General features: G+C 41.8%; 21 protein-coding genes and 1 tRNA gene. 1 reads left to right on the top strand and 21 read right to left on the bottom strand.

What is annotated here, in order from left to right:
- Positions 1–8: 8 nt before the first annotated feature.
- From RSX31_RS10025 to RSX31_RS09925, 21 genes are all read right to left on the bottom strand, one after another.
- Positions 9–749, bottom strand: a complete 741-nt coding sequence (locus tag RSX31_RS10025; RefSeq protein WP_148995885.1) for an amino acid ABC transporter ATP-binding protein — start codon at positions 747–749, stop codon at positions 9–11.
- Positions 750–765: 16 nt separating this feature from the next.
- Positions 766–1,413 (bottom strand): amino acid ABC transporter permease, encoded by a 648-nt coding sequence (locus RSX31_RS10020; protein ID WP_148969847.1) that lies wholly within the window; start codon positions 1,411–1,413, stop codon positions 766–768.
- A gap of 89 nt (positions 1,414–1,502) precedes the next feature.
- Complete coding sequence (locus tag RSX31_RS10015) at positions 1,503–2,285, bottom strand: transporter substrate-binding domain-containing protein (protein WP_148969848.1); 783 nt, start codon at positions 2,283–2,285, stop codon at positions 1,503–1,505.
- A gap of 332 nt (positions 2,286–2,617) precedes the next feature.
- The gene (gene yihA / locus RSX31_RS10010; RefSeq protein ID WP_315634441.1) at positions 2,618–3,202 is read right to left on the bottom strand and encodes a ribosome biogenesis GTP-binding protein YihA/YsxC; all 585 of its coding nucleotides are present in this window, start codon (positions 3,200–3,202) and stop codon (positions 2,618–2,620) included.
- Positions 3,199–5,523, bottom strand: a complete 2,325-nt coding sequence (lon, locus tag RSX31_RS10005) for an endopeptidase La (protein ID WP_315634440.1) — start codon at positions 5,521–5,523, stop codon at positions 3,199–3,201. Before lon ends, yihA begins: the two co-directional genes overlap by 4 nt.
- Before the next feature lie 171 nt (positions 5,524–5,694).
- Complete coding sequence (lonB, locus tag RSX31_RS10000; RefSeq protein WP_315634439.1) at positions 5,695–7,353, bottom strand: ATP-dependent protease LonB; 1,659 nt, start codon at positions 7,351–7,353, stop codon at positions 5,695–5,697.
- A 623-nt stretch (positions 7,354–7,976) separates the two neighbouring features.
- On the bottom strand, positions 7,977–9,248 hold the full coding sequence (gene clpX / locus RSX31_RS09995; RefSeq protein WP_113969530.1) for an ATP-dependent protease ATP-binding subunit ClpX: 1,272 nt from the start codon (positions 9,246–9,248) through the stop codon (positions 7,977–7,979).
- 555 nt (positions 9,249–9,803) lie between these two features.
- Positions 9,804–11,090 (bottom strand): trigger factor, encoded by a 1,287-nt coding sequence (tig, locus tag RSX31_RS09990; RefSeq protein ID WP_148995887.1) that lies wholly within the window; start codon positions 11,088–11,090, stop codon positions 9,804–9,806.
- Positions 11,091–11,249: 159 nt separating this feature from the next.
- Positions 11,250–12,251 carry a tetratricopeptide repeat protein gene (locus RSX31_RS09985; RefSeq protein WP_148995888.1) on the bottom strand — a complete coding sequence of 334 codons (1,002 nt, stop codon included), beginning with the start codon at positions 12,249–12,251 and terminating at the stop codon, positions 11,250–11,252.
- Between the two features lie 108 nt (positions 12,252–12,359).
- A tRNA-Arg gene (locus tag RSX31_RS09980) sits at positions 12,360–12,436 on the bottom strand.
- 153 nt (positions 12,437–12,589) lie between these two features.
- Positions 12,590–13,099, bottom strand: coding sequence for a metallophosphoesterase (locus tag RSX31_RS09975; RefSeq protein WP_315634438.1), 510 nt, complete (start codon positions 13,097–13,099; stop codon positions 12,590–12,592).
- A 12-nt stretch (positions 13,100–13,111) separates the two neighbouring features.
- Positions 13,112–13,708 carry an XTP/dITP diphosphatase gene (locus RSX31_RS09970; protein WP_315634437.1) on the bottom strand — a complete coding sequence of 199 codons (597 nt, stop codon included), beginning with the start codon at positions 13,706–13,708 and terminating at the stop codon, positions 13,112–13,114.
- A gap of 16 nt (positions 13,709–13,724) precedes the next feature.
- Positions 13,725–14,462 (bottom strand): ribonuclease PH, encoded by a 738-nt coding sequence (rph, locus tag RSX31_RS09965; protein WP_148995891.1) that lies wholly within the window; start codon positions 14,460–14,462, stop codon positions 13,725–13,727.
- 120 nt (positions 14,463–14,582) lie between these two features.
- Positions 14,583–15,659 carry a GerMN domain-containing protein gene (locus RSX31_RS09960; protein ID WP_148969858.1) on the bottom strand — a complete coding sequence of 359 codons (1,077 nt, stop codon included), beginning with the start codon at positions 15,657–15,659 and terminating at the stop codon, positions 14,583–14,585.
- A 348-nt stretch (positions 15,660–16,007) separates the two neighbouring features.
- Entirely contained in the window at positions 16,008–16,808 is an 801-nt protein-coding gene (gene racE, locus RSX31_RS09955) for a glutamate racemase (protein ID WP_148995892.1), read from the bottom strand.
- 9 nt (positions 16,809–16,817) lie between these two features.
- Positions 16,818–17,273, bottom strand: a complete 456-nt coding sequence (locus tag RSX31_RS09950; protein WP_148995893.1) for a MarR family winged helix-turn-helix transcriptional regulator — start codon at positions 17,271–17,273, stop codon at positions 16,818–16,820.
- A gap of 285 nt (positions 17,274–17,558) precedes the next feature.
- The gene (locus RSX31_RS09945) at positions 17,559–17,783 is read right to left on the bottom strand and encodes a helix-turn-helix domain-containing protein (protein ID WP_032087424.1); all 225 of its coding nucleotides are present in this window, start codon (positions 17,781–17,783) and stop codon (positions 17,559–17,561) included.
- 153 nt (positions 17,784–17,936) lie between these two features.
- Positions 17,937–18,398 (bottom strand): acyl-CoA thioesterase, encoded by a 462-nt coding sequence (locus RSX31_RS09940; protein WP_148969861.1) that lies wholly within the window; start codon positions 18,396–18,398, stop codon positions 17,937–17,939.
- Between the two features lie 140 nt (positions 18,399–18,538).
- Positions 18,539–19,306 (bottom strand): succinate dehydrogenase iron-sulfur subunit, encoded by a 768-nt coding sequence (sdhB, locus tag RSX31_RS09935; RefSeq protein WP_148970048.1) that lies wholly within the window; start codon positions 19,304–19,306, stop codon positions 18,539–18,541.
- Positions 19,306–21,069, bottom strand: a complete 1,764-nt coding sequence (gene sdhA / locus RSX31_RS09930; RefSeq protein ID WP_148969862.1) for a succinate dehydrogenase flavoprotein subunit — start codon at positions 21,067–21,069, stop codon at positions 19,306–19,308. Before sdhA ends, sdhB begins: the two co-directional genes overlap by 1 nt.
- Positions 21,070–21,141: 72 nt before the next feature.
- Positions 21,142–21,750, bottom strand: coding sequence for a succinate dehydrogenase cytochrome b558 subunit (locus RSX31_RS09925; protein WP_148969863.1), 609 nt, complete (start codon positions 21,748–21,750; stop codon positions 21,142–21,144).
- A gap of 351 nt (positions 21,751–22,101) precedes the next feature.
- Here RSX31_RS09925 and RSX31_RS09920 point away from each other — a divergent pair, with 351 nt between their 5' ends.
- Positions 22,102–22,539, top strand: a complete 438-nt coding sequence (locus RSX31_RS09920) for a YslB family protein (protein ID WP_262371960.1) — start codon at positions 22,102–22,104, stop codon at positions 22,537–22,539.
- Positions 22,540–22,569: the final 30 nt, after the last annotated feature.

Genomic DNA, 22,569 nt, shown 5'->3' with positions numbered 1-22,569 from the left:
ACGTACTATTAGAGGACTGAATCCAAAAACTCTCTCGTCCGCTGCTCTTTTGGAGCGTTGAACAATTCCTGGGGAGGTCCCACTTCCACGATCCTGCCATCGTGCATATACACGACCCAATCGGCTACCTCGCGGGCAAATCCCATTTCATGGGTCACGACGACCATCGTCATCCCCTCTAAAGCAAGCTCTTTCATGGTTGCCAAAACCTCTCCGACCAATTCAGGATCCAGTGCAGAGGTGGGTTCATCGAAGAGCATGATTTCAGGCTTCATGGCAAGTGCCCTTGCAATGGCCACACGCTGTTTCTGTCCACCGGATAGCTTGGATGGGTATACATTTTCCTTATCCCCAAGTCCAACCTTCTTTAATAATTCTTTCGCATCCTTTTTTGCTTGGGACTTCTGAACACCTTTTACGTAAACAGGTGCTTCCATCACATTTTCCAGGACCGTTTTGTGAGGGAAAAGGTAGAAATGTTGAAACACCATTCCAACTTTTTGACGGATTTTATTTAAATCATGTGTATCCTGGTTGACTTCATCGCCTTCGATGACAACCTTTCCATTGTCTTTCAGTTCCAGGAAGTTTAAGCAGCGGAGCAATGTACTCTTCCCTGATCCACTGGCTCCAATGAGGCAAACCACATCACTTTCCTTTACGCTGATATCAATGTCCTTCAATACATGTAAATCACCAAAGGATTTATTTAATTTTTCAACTTTAATCATTTCCTGACTCACACTCATCCCTCCCGCATCTTTATTAATCACTAACCGACATCCGTTTTTCTATGATATTGACAATCGTTGAGAATACCAGTACCAGTACCAGATAATAGATCGCTACAACGAGCAGGTAAGTCATGTAATCGAAGTTGTTGGAACCAAGCGTCGTTGCCACACTGAACAATTCGAACATCCCGATGAATGATGCAAGAGATGAATCCTTTAATGCAATGATGAACTGATTGCCCAGTGGCGGCAGGGCCCGTCTGAATGCCTGTGGAAGAATGATTCTTCTCATGGACAACCCGAGAGACATCCCGAGGGACCGTCCCGCTTCCATTTGTCCTTTATCAATGGACTGAATGGCTCCACGGAAAATCTCGGCGATATAGGCCCCGTTATGGAAGGCAAGTCCCATTACGACAGACCAGAAGCCTGAGATATTTAATGAGGTTAATCCAAAGTAGAAAATAAAGATTTGAACAATCAATGGTGTTCCACGTACTACGAAAATATATAAATCCGCTAAAAGTTCCAATGGCTTGATTCCGGAAATCTTGAGAAAAGCGAAAAACAAACCAATCACAATCGCAATCAGAACAGATACAAAGGTTAATTGGAATGTTAATAACATCCCTTTAAGAAAAACATCATATGTACTTGTTAACGTTTCAAAAAAGTGCATGAACTTCCCTCCAGTCTATTCAATCCGTGTAAATAACGGACAAAAAGCGAATGCGCATAGAAGCACATTCGCTCTGTGTCATGCTGCCTTTACTCTTCTTCGGGATCTGATGTGATATCTGTATTGAAATACTTTTCACTGATTTTCTTGAGCGTTCCGTCTTCTCTTAATGTTTCTAAAGCTTTATTGACTTCATCCAGTAACGCTTCATTTTCTTTGCTTACAGCGATGGCTTGTTCACTGCGGCCGATCAGCTCACGCGCTTCGATATTCAAATCAGCAGCAATCGCTTCTTTGCCTGTAATGAAGTCGGTGATAACGGCATCATGCTTGCCCTTATTTAATGCTTCTAATGCGACTACGTCACTATCATATTGTTGAATATTATCCGTTACTCCCTGGGCAGTCTCTGCATAAGTAGATCCCTTTGAAACGGCAATCTCCATTCCTTCCAGGTCATCCAGCGTTTCTACAGAACTGTCCGGACGAACGAAAATCTGCGGGCCGGAATAATAATAAGGAGTTGAGAAGTCTACTTCCTTCAAGCGCTCATCCGTGATCGTATGGCTGGCAACCGCTGCATCAAAACGACCCGATTTCACTCCTTCTACAATTCCTGCAAACTTAAATTTCTTCTGTTCAGGTTCAAGACCCATTTCTTTCGCAACGGCTTCTGCCACTTCAATATCGAAACCTGACATGGTTCCATCATTATTTGTTACACTGAATGGCTTGAATTCACCTGAAGCTGCATAAATGAATTTGCCTTCCTCTACTAACTTCGCACCATTTTCCGTTGTGGCTTTGTCGCCACAGGCTGATAGAAGAAGCACAGAAATGACTAACAAGACTAGGCTTTTCCAATTCTTCACTGGCTAGAGTCCCCCTTATGTAGCTTGTAATATTTTTAATCTTTCATAATTTTATCAACAAAAGAGAAAATTCTCAAAATTCAAATATAGCTTCCACAGCTTATAATTTTCCATTTTAGTGGATGAAACGGATTCAGCTCATTTACAGGTACATATGCGTCTCTATCCTTTTATTTCCTTTCATATGCTTTGGTGTTATAGGTCAAAAAACCTTATACGGACTTCTGTAGACCCTCTTTTATACTACTTTTAAGCTATAGTGGTGCTGTCACTATTTGGTCATAAAAAAAGAACCAATCTCCATATATGTGGAAACCGGTTCTTTTTAAGACTTATTTATAATACGACTTGATGGCGTCCCAGGCTTTGTCTTTTCCAAGGCCTGTTTCGGAAGAGAACATGATGAGATCGTCTTCTTTGTCCATATTTAGCGTTTCTCTTGTTACTTTTAAGTGTTTCTGCCATTTGCCTTTTGGGATCTTGTCGGCTTTCGTGGCGATGACGATGCATGGAAGCTCATGATGCTTGAGGAAATCGTACATCATCACATCATCATTGGTTGGCGCATGGCGCAGGTCCACGATGAGGACAACCGCCCTCAGCTGCTCACGGGAAGTGATGTATGCTTCAATCATCTTCCCCCATGCTTCCCGTTCTGTTTTGGATACTTTGGCAAAACCATATCCAGGCACGTCCACATAATAGAGGGTTTCTTCTATTTTATAGAAGTTCAGCGTCTGGGTTTTACCCGGCTTGGATGAAATCCTTGCCATGCTCTTACGACCGATCATTTTATTGATGAATGAGGATTTCCCTACGTTCGAGCGTCCCGCTAATGCAAACTCAGGAAGAATATCCCCAGGATATTGTTCGGGCCTGACTGCACTGATGACTAGCTCAACTTGATTTACTTTCACTTCTTTTCACCTACTAATGCTTTCTCTAAGACTTCATCGATATGGGATACAAGGATAAACGTTAATTCTTCCCTTACACTTTCAGGAATATCGTCAATATCCTTTTCATTATCTTTGGGAAGGATAATCGTTTTAATGCCAGCACGATGAGCGCTTAATGTTTTTTCTTTTACTCCTCCGATTGGAAGTACTCTTCCTCTCAGAGTCATTTCACCTGTCATTCCTACTTCACGATTGACGTATTTACCTGTCAGTGCTGATACCAGTGCCGTTGTTATTGTAATCCCTGCTGAAGGACCGTCTTTTGGGACTGCTCCTTCAGGAACGTGGATGTGAATATCATGTTTCTCGTGGAATGACTCGTCGATCCCAAGGTCTTTCGCTTTCGAACGAACATAACTAAATGCCGTCTGAGCGGATTCCTTCATGACATCTCCCAATTTACCTGTCAGCACAAGCTTCCCTTTACCAGGGGCTAAGGATACCTCGATCTGCAAAGTATCTCCGCCAACGGTCGTGTAAGCAAGACCTGTTGAAACCCCGATTTGGTTTTCTATTTCCGCTTGACCATAACGGAACTTTTTCTTCCCCAGGAACTCTTCAATATTACTGGACGTAATCACGACTCGCTTCTTCTCACCGGAGACAATGATCTTCGCCGTTTTTCTACAAAGGGCTGCAAGGTGGCGTTCTAAACTTCTCACGCCTGCTTCTCTTGTGTAATAGCGAACAATATCGACAATCGCTTCATCCCTGACTTGAAGCTTCGATTTATTTAAGCCATGATCTTTGATCTGCTTATCTAATAAATGATGCTTCGCTATATTTAATTTTTCAAGCTCCGTATAACCTGCAATCGTGATGATCTCCATCCTGTCTCTGAGTGGACCTGGAATGGTCGATAAATCATTCGCTGTTGCGATGAACATGACCTTGGATAAATCATACGTTTCTTCAATATAGTGATCACTGAAGTTCGAATTCTGTTCTGGATCAAGTACTTCAAGCATCGCTGACGAAGGATCACCTCTGAAGTCACTTGACATTTTGTCAATTTCATCAAGAAGGAAGACAGGGTTGATGGTACCTGCTTTTTTCATGCCCCTAATGATTCTCCCTGGCATCGCACCCACATACGTACGCCTGTGACCTCTGATCTCCGACTCATCCCTGACGCCTCCAAGGGAAATCCTGACAAAGTTTCGACCCAGTGATTCAGCCACCGAGCGGGCTAAGCTCGTTTTCCCGACACCCGGAGGTCCGGCAAGACATAGGATAGGCCCTTTTAGAGATTGCGTTAACTGTTGAACGGCCAGGTATTCAAGCACCCTCTCTTTTACCTTTTCAAGCCCGTAATGATCGCGGTTTAAGATCTGTTCAGAACGCTTGATATCCAATTGATCTTCAGTTTCAGTCGACCAAGGAAGCGATACAAGCCATTCGATATAATTACGAATGACAGAGCTTTCAGCCGAGCTTGATGGCACTTTCTCGTAGCGGGCCAACTCTTTCAATACGGTTCTTTCAACATCCTCAGGCATATCCGCTTGTTCAATCTTTGATGTCAAATCTTCAATTTCACCGGTTTTTCCTTCTTTGTCGCCTAATTCTTTTTGAATGGCTTTCATTTGTTCCCGTAAGTAGTATTCTTTTTGGGTTCTTTCCATGGAACGCTTCACACGCTGCCCGATTTTCTTCTCAAGGCTAAGCACTTCTTTTTCATTGTTAATGGTCTCGATCACCATTTGAAGCCTTTTCTTGATATCCAGTGTTTCAAGAACGTTTTGCTTTTCTTTCATCTTCAAAGGAAGATGGGAGGCAACGATATCCGCAAGTCTTCCCGGCTCTTCAATATCTGACACAGTGGAGTACGTTTCGGCTGAAACTTTTTTTGATAGCTTTATGTATTGTTCGAAATAATTCAATAACGTCCTCATTAAAGCGTCTGTTTCTGATTCTTTCACATCGGAATCTTTGAATTCCTTAATTTCCACTTCATAAAAGTCTTTTTGATCAGTAAATGTTTCAATAGACGCCCTGTTTAAACCTTCAACCAGAACTCTGATTGTTCCATTCGGTAATTTAAGCATCTGCTTTACCTTTGTAAGAGTTCCCATTTCGTAAAAATCTTCTTGTGTTGGCTCATCTATATTCATATCTCTTTGAGTGGTTAAGAAAATTAAATGATCATCCATCATTGCTTTTTCTAAAGCTTGTACGGAGCGCTCACGTCCAACATCTAAATGCAAGACCATTGTTGGATACACAAGTAAGCCTCTTAATGGAAGGAGGGGAACCGTTAAATTATTTTGATTTGCCACATATAACACCTCCGAATTTTGCTCTAAGTCTTTGTACAATTCTAACTTATTTACTAGGTAGTGTCTATTAAATAGGTATTTACAACTTTATTCACACCGTTTATCGCTTATTCCAGTTTCTCTTCCATTCAAAAACAAACCGATTCGGATAGACCCGAATCGGTCAACAGTCTATACACTTTTCTTATTTTGTTCTGTTATAAGATCAGTTTGCTGTGGTGCTTCCTTCATAAGAGCAAGATCCAATACTTCTTTAAGCTGTTTCACCGGGATCACTTCAATCCCCTCAATTTCACTTAACATGGCTTGCTGGTTATCATAAGGGATGATCGCTATGGTTGCACCTGCCAATTTTGCACCCTTCACTTTCGCGGTCACGCCCCCGACTGGTTTCACGAGACCGTGGATACTGATCTCACCGGTAACAGCAATGGTATGTTTCACTGGTATACGGTAAATGGCAGAGTAGATGCCAAGTGCCATGGCGATTCCGGCAGAAGGTCCGTCTACAGGGACTCCACCAGGAAAGTTCACATGAATATCATATTGATCAGCAGGTACTCCCATGGAACGGAGCACGGTAATCACATTTTCGATGGAGCCTTTCGCCATGCTTTTTCTTCGGACTGATTTACTACGATCCCCAATGCTTTCTTCTTCCACAATTCCCGTCACATTGATCAGTCCTTTATCCGTTGCAGGGATAACCGTTACTTCAATCTCGAGTAATGAACCCGTATTAGGGCCTGTTACGGCTAACCCATTTACTAGACCGATCGTTGCTTGTTCATTGATTTTTTTCTGATAGCGGGGAGAAAGCTGACTGGATTGGATGATCCACTCGAGTTCATGATCAAAGATTTCTTTTCTGTTTTCGGTAATGGCCACTCCAGCCGCAATCTGAACCATATTAACCGCTTCACGTCCATTACGGGCATAGGAGGCAAGCGTTTCAAGGCCCTTGTCACTAATCATCATCTCTACTTTTTCAACGGCTCTGGCAGCTACTTTTTTCACTTCATCATGCTCAAGCTCTCTAAAGAAAACTTCCATACATCTTGAGCGAATGGCAGGCGGAATTTCACTTGGGGTACGGGTGGTCGCACCGATTAAACGAAAATCTGCCGGAAGGCCATTTTTGAAAATATCATGTATGTGGGTAGGGATTTGATGATTTTCTTCATTATAGTAGGCACTTTCAAGAAACACTCTGCGATCTTCAAGTACTTTTAATAATTTATTCATTTGGATAGGATGCAATTCTCCTATTTCATCAATGAACAATACTCCTCCATGGGCATTCGTTACAGCCCCTTGCTTCGGCTGGGGAATCCCTGCTTGTCCCATGGCTCCCGCTCCTTGATAGATGGGGTCATGGACAGACCCAATCAATGGATCCGCAATTCCCCGTTCATCGAAACGTGCGGTTGTGGCATCCAGTTCAACAAAAACGGCGGCAGGTTTAAAAGGCGATTTCATATTCTTCTTGGCTTCTTCCAGGACCAGCCGGGCAGCTGCGGTTTTCCCGACTCCAGGCGGACCATAGATGATCACATGCTGAGGGTTCGGACTGCATAAGGCTGCTTTCAAGGCTTTAATTCCATCTTCCTGGCCGACAATATCTTCAAAGCTTGATGGTCTTACTTTCTCTGCAAGAGGTTCAGTTAATGAAATGGATCTCATTTTACGTAACTCTTCCATTTCTTTTTTTGACTCACGATCAATGGAAACTTTTTGCGTTCGCTGATTTTTCAATAGGTTCCAGAAATACAATCCAATGATGATTCCGAAGAATAATTGGATAAACAAAGCGATGCTAGTAAAGCTCATTCGTCTCCCTCCAAGTAGATACAAGTTGTTATCGGTTAGTATCTCCTTGACCCTGTGGGAATAAACAAAAAAATTCTGGTTCTAAAATGAGTAAAATAAAGAAACATGGGGCTATTCCTAACTGCTACTAAGCATGAAATGGTTGATTTCCACTCCGGGTGCTCGCTTTCTTCAGGACTGGCGGTGAGCCTTACCTGCTTGCTCCACCATTCCGAAAAAATAAATTCTTCTTTTAAACAAGTAAGTGTGAAAATAGAGTCCGTTCCTTTCCGCTCCAGTCACAAGATTCCCTGGGGAGGAAGTCGAGCCTCCTCGGGCTTTGCCCTGTGGGGTCTCGACCTTTCCTCTATTTCCCGCAGGAGTCAAGTGCCTTCCGCTACAATCCACTCTGTGCTTCTATTCCAACTGCCTAATGACAGAGATAAACAAAGAAACTCTTTTTTGTAGATAGGTTGAGGGGTTATTCCAATACCATCTACAAAGGAGCAGCAAACAACCTCATTATGATAGCTCTCCTGCTTCTATATTAAATTTCAATGCAAGGACAGAGGGTCTCCTGTACAGCTGTTCACGAATTAAAAAAGCCAAGAATGAATAATCATTCTTGGCTTTACTTTAAGTTGTTAAGCTGATGTTTTTTCTTCGTTCGGGTCGATCATGGTTCCATCTTCGAGCATTAGATGTGGAGCCGCATCTTCAAGGATCGTTTCTTTCGTAATGATACATTTTTTAATATCATCACGGGAAGGAAGATCGAACATTACATCCAGCATCATGGTTTCGATGATTGAACGTAGTCCGCGGGCACCCGTTTTACGTTCGATTGCTTTTTTAGAGATTTCAAGCAGAGCATCTTCAGTGAACTCAAGCTCTACATCATCTAATTCAAGCATTTTTTGATATTGTTTTACTAACGCATTTTTTGGTTTTGTCAGGATTTCAACAAGCGCTTCTTCATCTAGAGGCTCAAGGCTTGAAATCACAGGTAAACGACCGATGAATTCTGGAATTAATCCAAACTTCAATAAATCTTCAGGAACAACTTTAGAAAGAAGGGATTTGTCTTCTTTTACTTCAGCGTTTTTTGGATCAGAACCGAAGCCAATCACCTTTTGTCCCAAACGGCGTTTAATGATTTGTTCGATTCCATCAAATGCTCCACCACAAATGAATAGTACATTGGACGTATCGATTTGGATGAATTCCTGATGAGGGTGCTTACGACCACCTTGTGGAGGAACGCTTGCTACCGTACCTTCAAGAATTTTCAGAAGTGCCTGCTGAACACCTTCACCTGAAACGTCTCTAGTGATTGATGGATTTTCAGATTTACGTGCTACTTTATCGATTTCATCGATGTAGATGATTCCTTTTTCAGCTTTTTCTACATCGTAATCAGCTGCCTGAATTAATTTCAATAGAATATTCTCTACGTCTTCCCCTACGTAACCAGCTTCAGTCAGTGAAGTGGCGTCAGCAATGGCGAAAGGAACGTTAAGAATACGGGCAAGTGTTTGAGCCAGTAAGGTTTTACCGCTACCTGTCGGTCCGATCATCGCAATATTACTCTTGGACAATTCAACGTCATCGACTTTACTGCTTGAGTTGATACGCTTGTAGTGGTTGTATACGGCTACAGCGAGAGATTTCTTTGCCTGGTCCTGACCAATTACGTATTCGTCCAGGATTTCCCGGATTTCACGAGGTTTCGGGACGTCTTTAAATTCTACTTCTTCTTCCGTCCCAAGCTCTTCTTCTACGATTTCCGTGCAAAGTTCGATACATTCATCACAGATATACACACCTGGTCCAGCGACTAGTTTACGAACTTGGTCTTGTGTTTTTCCGCAAAAAGAACATTTCAGTTGTCCTTTTTCATCATTAAATTTAAACAATGATTTTCACCCCTTAGTTAAAACTTCATAAAATCGTGCTATTTTCAATAAACGAACGATTTCTTACATCCCATTACCTAAAGTTATGTACTGCATTTTATCATATTATATGTTCGTAAAGAAATTGATACGATTCTTAAGAATCATCTTATTATGTAACACGCATTTTAGCAAATATTTTACATTGCTAGTTAGTATCTTGTCCAATTGAAGTCAGGTAATGTAAGAAATCTAATTATGTATGTTCCTGGTGAAAAATAATGCAACCCCGTTAAATAAGCTTTTTCCAAAAATAGTGGTTCTTATTCTTGTTTGATGGATAAAGTTTCTTATTAGATAGAGTATAGTATTTTGGCTCATTTTGCCACAGAAACAAAAAACGCCTGGAGCAAACTCGTTTGCTCCTTCGTTTTTTGTTTCTGTGGCAACTTTTCAGCTCTGCTGAAAAGCGTGTGAAACGTTCGTTTCACACGAATGAGCCAAAATACGGTGTAATATGACCGTTCATTGTACAAAACAAGGCACGAAGAAATCGCGCCTTGTTTGCTATTTTTATTATGCTACAGTTTTGCTGTTTTCAACAAGGAATTCTACTGCTTTACGCACTTTAAGGTCAGCTTTAAGTGTGTCAAGGCCGCCTAGAGCTTGTTTGATGTTGTCAGCAGACATGTTGTATTGTTCAGCCATTTTGTTAACTTCTTCTTCTGCTTCTTCGTCAGTTACTTCAAGGTTTTCAGCTGCAGCGATTGCTTCAAGTGTTAGGTTTGTGCGAACGCGTTTACCAGCATCTTCTGTCATTTGACCGCGAAGATCTTCTTCTGATTGACCAGAGAATTGGAAGTAAAGGTCAAGGTTCATACCTTGCATTTGTAGGCGTTGTTCGAACTCCTGCATCATGCGGTCTACTTCAGCCTTTACCATTACTTCTGGAATTTCAACTTCAGCGTTGTCAGAAGCTTTATTTACAAGAGTTTCACGAACGGCTGTTTCAGCTTCGTTCTTTTTAGACTCTTGAAGACGTTTTTCGATTTTTTCTTTAAGTTCAGCAAGTGTTTCAACTTCTTCGTCAGCATCTTTAGCGAACTCGTCATCTAATGCCGGAAGTTCTTTCGCTTTGATTTCGTGGACTTTCACTTTGAATGTAGCAGGCTTACCGGCAAGTTCAGCTGCATGGTATTCTTCAGGGAAGTTAACTTCTACTTCTTTCTCTTCTCCAGATGCAACCCCGATTAATTGCTCTTCGAAACCTGGGATGAATTGACCTGAACCTAATTCAAGAGAATAGTTCTCAGCTTGGCCGCCTTCGAATGCTTCTCCGTCAACGAATCCTTCGAAATCCATTGTTACAGTGTCGCCTTCTTCAGCTTTGCCTTCTTCTTTTACAGCTAGCTCAGCTTGTTTTTCTTGAAGTGAAGTAAGTTCAGCTTCTACATCTTCAGCTGTTACTTCTGTTTCCATTTTTTCTACTTCAAGACCTTTGTATTCTCCAAGCTTCACTTCTGGTTTCACTTGTACTTTAGCAGTGAAGATAAGCTCTTTGCCTTTTTCCATTTGCTCAACATCGATTTCCGGACGGTCGATTGGATCGATTCCAGTTTCTTCGATTGCTTTCGCATACGCTTCAGGTAAGATGAAATCTAAAGCATCTTGGTAAAGTGATTCAACACCAAAACGTTTTTCGAACATTCCGCGAGGCATTTTCCCTTTACGGAATCCTGGTACGTTAACTTGTTTTACAACTTTTTTGAATGCTGCGTCCAAACCTTCGTTTACTTTTGCAGCTTCAACTTCAATTGTAAGTACTCCTTGGTTTCCTTCTTGCTTTTCCCATTTTGCAGACATACTGTTCCCTCCAACAATCTATAATTGATCTTGTATTTTTACGCATAGTAGTAGATAGTCCCGTATGAATCTAGCACTATCATCGTAAATATATGAAAAACTTTTACATTACAACCATTACATTATAACATACAGCCACTGTCTTTCAACAGAGAGCATTTAAATATTAGGAGAGGAAATTTCCTCTAGTTCCTTAAGTCTTGTTAGAATCCACTGAGACTGTGTGTTTTCAACCTGGTCTTTTAACTCTTCTTCAAGGATGGCATCGGCAAACATCCCTGCCGTGTAGTATGCATACACCGAAGCGATTGCTTTCGGTTCCTCCTCAATTGTAAAAGGATAGAGAAGAAAGGTATGCCTTTTCAGTAATTCTTGAGCGTGCTGAAATAGGGTAGGATTCGTTTGTGCCAGCAGATCGTCCAAAGCGTCTGTGACCAACCTAAAGAAATCAGACTCGAACACATCTTCCAATGCGGACGGAGACACCTGCTCCTTCACCCCAAACTTCGCTACATCTACTTCTTTATCCATTCCATGCTCCCTTAAAACATTTAAGATCATCGTTTGAAGAAATGGGTGGGCGGCTGGTTCCTTTAAAACTGATAACAACTCCCCAATGAACGGTTGAATGTTCCGATGAACCAGTTGTGCCACGATCAATGTCTGTTCCTCCAGGCTCTTCCCGGATAAGATAGACGATTGATCCTCTTCTGATGCTTCTTCAGGAATTTGCGCTTTTCCGTTCACTACTTTTTCACTGAATTGGAGTAGTTTCCTGAAATGTTCTTCCTTTTCAAAGGGCACTTCTTTTTCATCAAACAGTGCATTGATCGTGTCGACCACTTCCCTGTGCTGATGAAGCTGGATGAGAATCATCAAATACATATCTACGACTTCGAAATAGTCCCCGATCCCTTCAAGGAGCATCTCCTTACATATGTATCTGGCTTTGTCGTACTGCTTGCTTTCATAAAGAGAAAGCACGAGTGCAGTATTAATATCAGGATTATCAGGCTCTAATTCATAGGCTTGCGTGAGCAACTGAGAGGATTCATGAACCTCTCCTTTCTCAAGTGCCTGCACACCCTTTTCCAGCAGCCGATCCTTCAATCCTGGAAATTGGACGATTTTTCCTTTTCCTTCATGGTTTCCATTAGTCATAAAACGTACCTGCCTATAATTTATAGTTGCCTTTAGTTTAGCACGATATCTTTTGGATAACAAAAAAAGCCTACCCTTTTCAGGTAAGCTTTGTGTATGTAGGATTTATGGCGTCCCAGGAGAGATTCGAACTCCCGACCGACGGCTTAGAAGGCCGTTGCTCTATCCTGCTGAGCTACTGGGACGTGATTTGTTTTTCAAGGACAATATTTATTATATTCACATAGCATCAATAAGTCAACAGATTTTCAAAAAAAGTTTTATTTATTTTTCCGGAACCGTTTTTTCTAACTGAACTATTGGAAGAGAACCCGCCGTGGCAGGTTCCCACAATGATTTTACAATTGAAAGGATTGAGTCAAATCGTCCAGAACTACATGATCATTCGTTAAGAATGTTACCTTTATTTCCTGATCGTTTGCTTCTACCAATGCGTAGGTGCGTTCTCTCCTGCCTCTTGGCAAAAGAATGCTTCCCGGATTCAAGAACAAAGTGCCACTATTCAATTCTGCACCGAGTGTGTGTGAATGGCCAAAGAAAACAAATTGCGCTCCCACTTCTTCTGCTCTATAACGCAGCTTCATCAGTGACATTTTAATTCCATACACATGACCGTGTGTCACCATGATTGAACTGCCCTCTACCTTTTCAATAAGGTCGTCGGGTAGCCTGGCATCCATATCACAGTTCCCCCTCACTACAAGGTAGGGGGATAATGCGGGATCATCTGCACTTAATTCAGAATCTCCGCAGTGTACCATGGCATCTACGGTAGAATGATATTTCTCCGATAGCTCCAATAGCTCTTCTCTTGAACCGTGACTATCACTTACAACCAATAGTTTCATTCCGCTCACCCTTTAAATAAAGTCTGAGATTATGTTCTTAAGTTTTTTTAATGCGTTTCCACGATGGCTGATTTGACTCTTCTCTTCTTGAGTTAGTTCAGCCATGGATTTTCCAAGAGCAGGAACGTAGAAAATCGGATCGTACCCAAACCCATTCGTTCCTCTCTTTTCTTGTAAAATCGTGCCTTCGCATGTTCCTGTAACGGTTCTGGTTTCCCTATTTGGTCCGGCAATCGCTAAAACACAGTGAAAACGTGCGGTGCGGTCGGATTCTCCAACAGATTCCAGCTCTCCTAATACCTTCTCCATGTTCGCCTCATCACTCTTTTCTTCACCGGCATAGCGTGCAGAATACACTCCCGGACGGCCTTCCAAGGCATCGATGGCCAAACCGGAATCATCTGCGATCACCAGTTCACCTAATATTTCCGCAACCGTTTCAGCTTTCAGAATGGCATTTTCCTCAAACGTTTCACCGGTTTCTTCAACATCCTCAATATGAGGAAGGTCTAGTAATGTTTGTACCTCATATCCGTATGGAACAAACATATGTTGAAATTCTTTTGCTTTTCCCCTGTTTTTAGTGGCTATGATCACTCGTTTTGTCATCTACAATCTCATCCCTTTATTGAAATCTCTTTACTATTTCACCTAATGATTGCTGCTGAATTTGGAATAGCTCGTGGATTCCTTCTTGTCCGAGTTTTAACAGTTGATGCAATTGATCCATCGTAAAGGTTGCTTCTTCCCCTGTTCCCTGCAGCTCTACAAATTCGCCTTCACCCGTCATGATGATGTTCATATCCACTAATGCGCTGCTGTCTTCAATATAATTCAAATCTAGAACCGCCCCGTGCTCTTCAACAATACCCACACTTGTGGCTGCCAAGAAACTTTTCAGTGGAAAAGATGAGATTTTTTTGCTGTCTTGAAGCTTAGCCACTGCGATTGCCGTAGCAACGAAAGCTCCCGTGATCGAAGCCGTTCTCGTCCCGCCGTCTGCTTGAATGACATCACAATCAATCCAGATTGTACGTTCTCCTAAAGCATCTAAATCGACTACAGACCTTAACGCCCTTCCAATAAGACGTTGAATTTCCATTGTTCTTCCTGAAACCTTCCCTTTAGAAGATTCACGAATGTTTCTCGTTTCCGTTGCTCTTGGCAACATGGAATATTCAGCCGTGATCCACCCTTTTCCACTGTTTCTCATAAAAGGAGGCACTCGTTCTTCGATGCTGGCATTACAAATGACCTTCGTTTCTCCAACCGTTATAAGGACGGAACCTTCCGGATGTTTCACATAATCTGTCTCGATCTCAATATTCCGCAATTGATTCTTTTCTCTACCATCTGTTCTCATATCATTACCTCCTGTATTTTCTTACGTTATGTAAAAACGGTCTAATCAAAAATAGAAGAGGCGGCATTATGCCAACCTCTTTTCGGATGCTTCTATAATAGTATATCAAAAAATTGTTATTTAAAAACTAATTGCATTCACATTTTCTGGTCTTGTCACTGGTTCTGTGATGGTTTCGCCGTCTTTAGACACTACCGTTGCTTCACCATTCACTAAAACAGAGACTCCTTTAATTCCTTTTTGCTCCGTTAAAGAGAGAACGAGAGAATTCAACATATGTTCCGAAACCATTTTTTCTTCAAGGCTTCCATAAACTGCTTCGTTAAAATTCAATGTAACGGTCCCATCCTCAAGTTTCGGTTCGTCTAATAGTTTCGCACCTGTAAAATCACTTGCAAGCGAAGAGGAATACCCCGGACCGTCAATCAATTCATTCACAACTGCCGTTACTTCATCCACTGAATTTGAGCTCACGCGCTTGGTAACAGGTACGTAATACGATTTATCATCGGTTTGTGACACATAATACACCGTTAACGGTTTTGTACTGGTAGGATCCACTACACCTGAAGTATCCACGTTAATACCGACTTTTCTCGTCAATCCTTTTTCATCAATCGGCGTTCCGTTAACAGGCATTTCAGTCAGTGGATATCCGTTCACTCTAAGCTCTACTTTTTCAACAGATTCAAATTGAGTAAGCGTCCACGTGACGGATTGAAGAATTTTCTGCTCATCTTCCGGCTGGTAGTTATTGAATTCCGGAGAGAAATCGGCAATGGCCGTTCCGTCTTTAATATCGACTGTCACTTGCGTATCTGCCGGAAGAACAGCTCTAAAACCATTCGGCAGCACATTTTGAACCGGGCCATTTACGACCAGATACTCAAGAGCTTGTTTAGCCACACTATCTTCACCTGGGAGCGGCAGTGATTGTGAGACAACATATCCATTTTTATCGATCAAATAAAGCTCTGTCATGACCGTTTCTGCTTTCGCTTCTTCCTTGCTCACCTCTTTTTCTGCGTCTTCTCCTTTAGCCGTATCCACTTTCTCCCCTTCTTTTAAGTAGGATAGGTCTTGAGGAGGATCGATTTTCTCTTTATCATCACCGAAACTAAGTAATCCACAACCTGAAAGATATACAGAAGAAGCTAAAACCGTTACAGCAATTGACACCTTTGCTTTTTTTGCCATTGGGAAACCTCCTAAAAGACAGTTTGTACTAACATATATACGAGCCCGCTCTATAAAATAGACCGAAACTTTAATAAAAATAGTACAACCTAATGCGGAGGTGCCTTGGTCCTGAACTTAAACGGCGGTGTGTCTAATTTTGTGGAACGGTCGATATACTGAAAATAAGGTTGATATGTTGGAAAAACGGTTGATATATTGAAATGACGGTCGATACCCCTGCCACCGCACTCGCTTCATTCCCCCGAAGCAGTTAAATCCCTCCACCATAGCGGATTTCACCAACTTTCAGCCCATTCATACCCCGATTGCCCATAAAAAATAAAAGAACCATCCGATCACAAGATACTAATCCTGTAATCGAATGGTTTCTGCTTTCACTTCTCCAACTGTCAGCCAATCCGAGGCAATGCGTGAAAAGATGGCCGATGACCCTGTGTTGAAAAAGCGGTGTTCAGGCTTTTGTACTCCCCTGTATAGGAGATTGTAATAATCAAGAATCGTACTTACTTCCCGTGCCGTTTCATCTCCAGAGCTTATCACACTGATCCCCTGACCCATGTAGGCTTTGATCTTAGGCTGTAATAGAGGGTAGTGGGTGCACCCCAGAATCAACGTATCAATATCCGTATCTTTAATAGGGCGGAGAGTCTCTTCTACGATTTCGTCCGCCATGGAGCTATTGTATTCTCCACTCTCTACTAAAGGGACAAATTTGGGACAGGCCAGTGACGTAACATCCAAGCTGCCATGCAGGGAGTGGAGCGCTTCTACATAGGCACCGCTATTAATCGTCCCCACTGTTCCAAGGACACCGATTCTCTTATTATGAGTATGCTTGATTGCCGCCCTGGCCCCAGGGTGAATGACGCCTATAACCGGGATGTCCAAATGGGTCTGAATTTCATCCAGCACAACCGCAGTGGCGGTATTACATGCGATGATCAGCATTTTCATATCATATTGCATTAGATAATGGGTCATTTCCCATGTGAATGTTTTCACTTCTTGAGCTGTTCTGGGTCCGTAGGGACAACGGGCTGTGTCACCAAGATAGTATATGGTCTCTTTCGGTAACTGACGCATCACTTCTCTGGCAACGGTAAGCCCCCCAACCCCAGAATCAATGATGCCAATTGGTTGAATCACGTTATTCCCTCATTCTGGTTTCATTTCTTGATGAAGCTTTGCTAAATTATCTTTTAATAGTAACACTTCTTGTTCGGAGAAATCCGTCAGGACACTCTGTAAATAATTTTGCCTTTTATTGATGACTTCTTCAATAATCCTTTCGCCCTCTTTTAGCATATGAATCCGGACGACCCTGCGATCATTTTCATCCTTCACACGTTCCACCAACTGATTTTTCTCCATTCTATCAACGAGATCGGTTGTGGTACTGCAGGCAAGGTACATTTTATTTGAAAGATCACCAATGGTCATGTCACCATACTCAAATAACCACTGCAACGCGATGAACTGCGGCGGAGTGATGGTGTACTGACTTAATATTTCCCTTCCTTTTTGTTTAATGATCGATGATATGTAGCGCAGGTCTTTTTCTATATCTGCAACAACTTGTAGTTCTCCAATGATTTCTTTAGAATTCGTCATGATTACTCTCCTTTTAAAATCAGAAACTGGACATGTACTCCTTATTGAAAACGGGAATCGATCACATAAGACCTTCCTGCTTTAGCTTCTATTATATTATGGGACAAAAGCGGCCTTTCTTTCAGCCTAGACTTCCCCTATTAGCATTTTCGCCTTTTTCGGGTAAAAATTCAAGACAAGTTCGCAAATGGGACAGAACTAAAAGAGACTGACTCTCATTCAAACATTAATAGGCATCCGCGGAAGACCCGTTAATTGTTTGCCATTAGAATCAGTCCCTTACATTTAAAGCTTGAGTTCCCCCATGCGAAGAAGCTCTACAACAGCTTGAGATCGCCCCTTCACTCCAAGCTTTTGCATGGCGTTGGAAATATGATTTCGAACTGTTTTCTCGCTAATAAATAGATCACTAGCAATTTCTTTAGTTGTTTTGTCTTGAACTAACAGTTCGAATACTTCTTTTTCTCTTTTGGTGAGCAACGGTTTGTGTGTAAAATCATTGTCCTTCAATTATGGTAACCCTCCTTGCCTTCGCCAGCTTTAAACCGCGGGGATGGGTATTGTTGGTCGTCAGAATATCATATGTGAAGGGAGGGTTTAGAGTGACATAGAGGAGGAAGTTAAATGAAAAATAGGCAACGGTTTTTCACATACTACACTGGGCTAAGAAACCGCCATTTTGCAGTCAAGCTTTGCCTTCATTTCTTCCGTCCAAGGGACACCTTTTCCAGTCTGTTTTGATATTTGGACCATGGTTCCTCTACCTGTAAAGCAAACCTCTTCTTTCTCATTCAGACCCATATAGTGTAAATCCACTGAAGATTTCCCCACACTATTCGCCTTTACACACACCTTGAGCTGTTCGTCGAAGAATACTTGTTTGACAAAATCACATTGTAGATCCGCAACGACAGGAATCGTATCGTGTTCAGGTTTTACCCAGTCTTGCATAAACCCTTTGTGTTTAAGAAATTCGATTCTAGCTTCTTCGAAATAAGTGAATGGAATTGTATTGTTCATATGTCCAAACATATCAGTCTCGGAAAACCGAACCTTTATATGGATTGAAAACGAAAATTCTTTTTGCCATGTTACTATATCTTCAATGTATGTAAAATGTTTCAAATTGGCTCCTCCTTTTGGGAAATGAATATAGAATAAGAAAATGAATGGTCATTCATTATTATAAGCTTTTTCTGAAAAATAAGAAACCTTAAAAGCAAAAAAAAGCACTCCCCCAAAGGAAAGTGCTTTTTGTTTAACTGTTAATCAACCATATGGTCGCTTCCGAAGAAGTTTTTAAACATTTGGAAAGTCGTCTCTCTGTTCAGTGCTGCAATCGAAGTCGTTAGAGGAATCCCCTTTGGACATGATTGAACACAGTTCTGAGAGTTCCCGCAGTTTGCAAGGCCTCCGTCACCCATGATCGACTCAAGACGCTCATCCTGATTCATCGCACCCGTTGGATGGGCATTGAACAAACGGACCTGTGATAATGGAGCAGGACCGATGAAGTCCGATTTACTGTTTACGTTCGGACATGCTTCCAAACAAACTCCACATGTCATACACTTCGACAATTCATATGCCCACTGACGTTTCTTCTCAGGCATACGAGGTCCGGGACCAAGATCGTATGTTCCATCAATCGGAATCCATGCTTTTACTTTCTTTAAGCTGTCGAACATGCGGCTGCGGTCTACCTGCAGGTCACGAACAACCGGGAAAGTGCGCATAGGCTCCAAGCGGATCGGTTGTTCCAATTGATCAACTAAAGCGGTACAAGACTGTCTTGGCTTCCCGTTGATCACCATTGAACAAGCTCCACATACTTCTTCCAAACAGTTCATATCCCAGTTAATCGGAGTAGTATGTTCCCCTTTTGCATTGACCGGATTACGACGGATTTCCATCAGTGCAGAAATAACGTTCATATTGGGACGGTAATCAAGCTCGAACTCTTCTTGGAAAGGGGCTGTTTCCGGGCCATCTTGACGAGTAATGATAAAACGGACTCTTTTGTTTTCACTCATCATTTATTTCCCCCTTTTTTCTTAGAATAGTCACGCTTCCGTGGTGCAATCAGTGAAGTATCTACTTCCTCGTAATGGAATTCAGGTGAATTCGTTGCAGCATTGTATTTAGCCATCGTCGTTTTCAGGAATTCTTCATCATTACGTTCAGGGAAGTCAGGTTTATAGTGAGCTCCGCGGCTCTCGTTACGATTTAAAGCACCGATTGTAATAACACGGGCAAGCTGCAGCATGTTCCACAATTGACGTGTGAATGTTGCCCCCTGGTTGCTCCATTTAGCCGTGTCATTGATATTGATGTTTTGGTAACGTTCCATTAATTCCTGGATCTTTTCATCTGTCTGTTTCAGCTTATCGTTATGACGAACAACAGTCACATTATCCGTCATCCACTCACCAAGTTCTTTATGAATGACATAGGCATTCTCAGTACCATTCATGGACATGATGTTGTTCCATTTTTCTTCTTCCTGTTTTACATAGCGGTCAAATAAAGAAGAAGGTACGGATTCAACAGTTTTCTCAAGTCCTGCAATATATTTAATAGCATTAGGACCCGCAACCATACCACCATATATAGCGGATAGTAATGAGTTCGCTCCTAAGCGGTTACCTCCGTGCTGAGAATAATCACACTCACCAGCAGCGAATAAACCAGGGATATTGGTCATTTGATCATAATCCACCCATAGTCCACCCATTGAATAGTGAACCGCAGGGAAAATTTTCATTGGTACTTTACGTGGGTCATCACCCATGAACTTCTCATAGATTTCGATGATTCCTCCAAGCTTAATATCAAGCTCTTTCGAATCTTTATGAGAAAGATCCAGGTAGACCATATTTTCACCGTTAATACCAAGCTTTTGGTTTACGCACACATCAAAGATTTCACGTGTTGCGATATCACGTGGTACAAGGTTTCCATATGCAGGATACTTCTCTTCAAGGAAGTACCAAGGCTTACCGTCTTTATACGTCCAGACTCGTCCCCCTTCACCACGGGCCGATTCACTCATGAGGCGAAGCTTATCGTCCCCAGGGATGGCTGTCGGGTGAATTTGAATGAACTCACCATTTGCATAATATGCACCTTGTTGATATACGATCGATGCGGCTGAACCTGTATTAATGACAGAGTTCGTGGATTTACCGAAGATAATTCCAGGGCCACCGGTTGCCATGATCACGGCATCAGCTGCAAACGATTTAATTTCCATCGTTTGCAGGTTTTGAGCAACGATTCCTCTTGCCACTCCTTCGTCATCCACAACGACTCCAAGGAATTCCCAACCTTCGAACTTATTCACCAGCCCGGCTACTTCATGACGTCGAACCTGCTCGTCCAAGGCATACAATAATTGTTGCCCGGTCGTAGCACCCGCGAAAGCTGTTCTATGATGCTGCGTTCCACCGAAACGACGGAAATCCAGTAATCCTTCCGGTGTACGATTAAACATTACTCCCATACGATCGAGTAAATGAATAATTCCCGGTGCCGCTTCAGTCATTGCTTTAACGGGCGGTTGATTCGCTAAGAAATCCCCACCATACACTGTATCATCAAAATGTTCCCAAGGAGAGTCTCCTTCTCCCTTGGTATTAACGGCTCCGTTAATACCACCTTGTGCACATACAGAGTGAGAACGCTTAACGGGTACCAGTGAGAATAAATCTACTTGCGTTCCTTTTTCTGCTGCTTTAATTGTGGCCATCAGGCCGGCTAAACCGCCACCGACAACGATGATTTTGCCTTTACTCATCGTGACTCACTCCTTTTCCTACCATACTTCGAGAGCACTTATTTAATCTATTAGACTCGTATCTATTTCTTCTTATACGAAGGCAAAAATTGCACGCATACCGACAACCGATAACGCTACAAAGATTCCGATCGTAACATATGTAGCAATTAATTGAGAACGAGGTGAAACTGTAATTCCCCAGCTCACGCAGAATGACCATAAACCATTCGCAAAGTGGAAGATCGTTGAAAGAACACCCAGCACATAAAATCCTAGCATAAATGGATTAGATAAGATGTTTTCCATCATTTGAAAGTTCACTTCAGCCCCAAATGCTGCTGCTACCCTTGTTTCCCATACATGCCAAGTAACAAAAATAAATGTGATTACTCCAGACACACGTTGAAGTAAAAACATCCAGTTACGGAAATAACCAAACTTACTTGCATTGTTCTTAGACGTGAATGCAATGTAAATTCCGTAGATTGCATGGAAATACAATGGAAGGAAGATGATAAAAATTTCAAGGATATAACGGAAAGGTAAACTTTCCATGAAGTGTGCCGCCTGGTTAAATGATTCTTCCCCGCCAGTGGCAAAATGGTTCACGACTAAATGTTGTGTTAAAAATAATCCAACTGGAATAACACCTAGCAATGAATGAAGCCTGCGATAATTAAATTCTCGATTTCCAGCCATGATTTACCCCCCTTAATGATAAAATATGAATTCGTTTTCTAATGAATTTTCAAGAATGATTAGACGACGATACATATTTTATATTGTAACAATAATGTGACATGTCCATTTTACTCCCAAGGAGTGGAAGCGTCAAGAAAACGTATACATAATTTCGACAATACCGCAAAAATATTTTCAATTTATTGATAACAGAAAAGATGAGGTATTGCCACGTTAAATGTTCGAAAATTCAAATAAATATCAAATAAAAATTATATCACCAAAATATCCCAAGGTCATTTTTCAAGGTATGGGATGATAAATCCACTTTTCATGTATATAATAGTTTTATAGAAAGAGGGGATTTACTTGGAACAGAAAAAAGAAGAAGTACATCAACCGTCCGTTCCAATCTTCGGATATGAAATGTTACGTGACATATTGATTCCAGAAATTTTAGGAAAGCATACACCCGATATATTATACTGGGGTGGAAAACAGCTCTCTCGGAAATTCCCCCTTCAGTCATCAGAGGAACTGATATCGTTTTTCGCTGAAGCCGGCTGGGGAACTCTTACACTGCTGGAACAAAAAAAGAATGAGATGACCTTTGAAATAAGCGGACCGGTGTTAGAACGACGCCTTGCCTTAAAGTCGGATGTAACATTCAAACTGGAAACGGGCTTTCTAGCCGAACAAGTACAGTTACAAAAGAAATGTGTGGCAGAGGCTGCCGACGAACTACATAAACGGAGTCATTCAGTGAAAGTGATTGTAAGATGGGACGAGAAAGATAAAGTAGAGTAGTCCTTACCGACATCCTTTTCCTACTCTAAT

The sequence above is a fragment of the Rossellomorea yichunensis genome, assembly GCF_032337515.1.
Lineage (GTDB): Bacteria > Bacillota > Bacilli > Bacillales > Bacillaceae_B > Rossellomorea > Rossellomorea yichunensis.
Note: the sequence above shows the minus strand (reverse complement) of the source record. Positions and strands in the feature narration are given on the sequence as shown.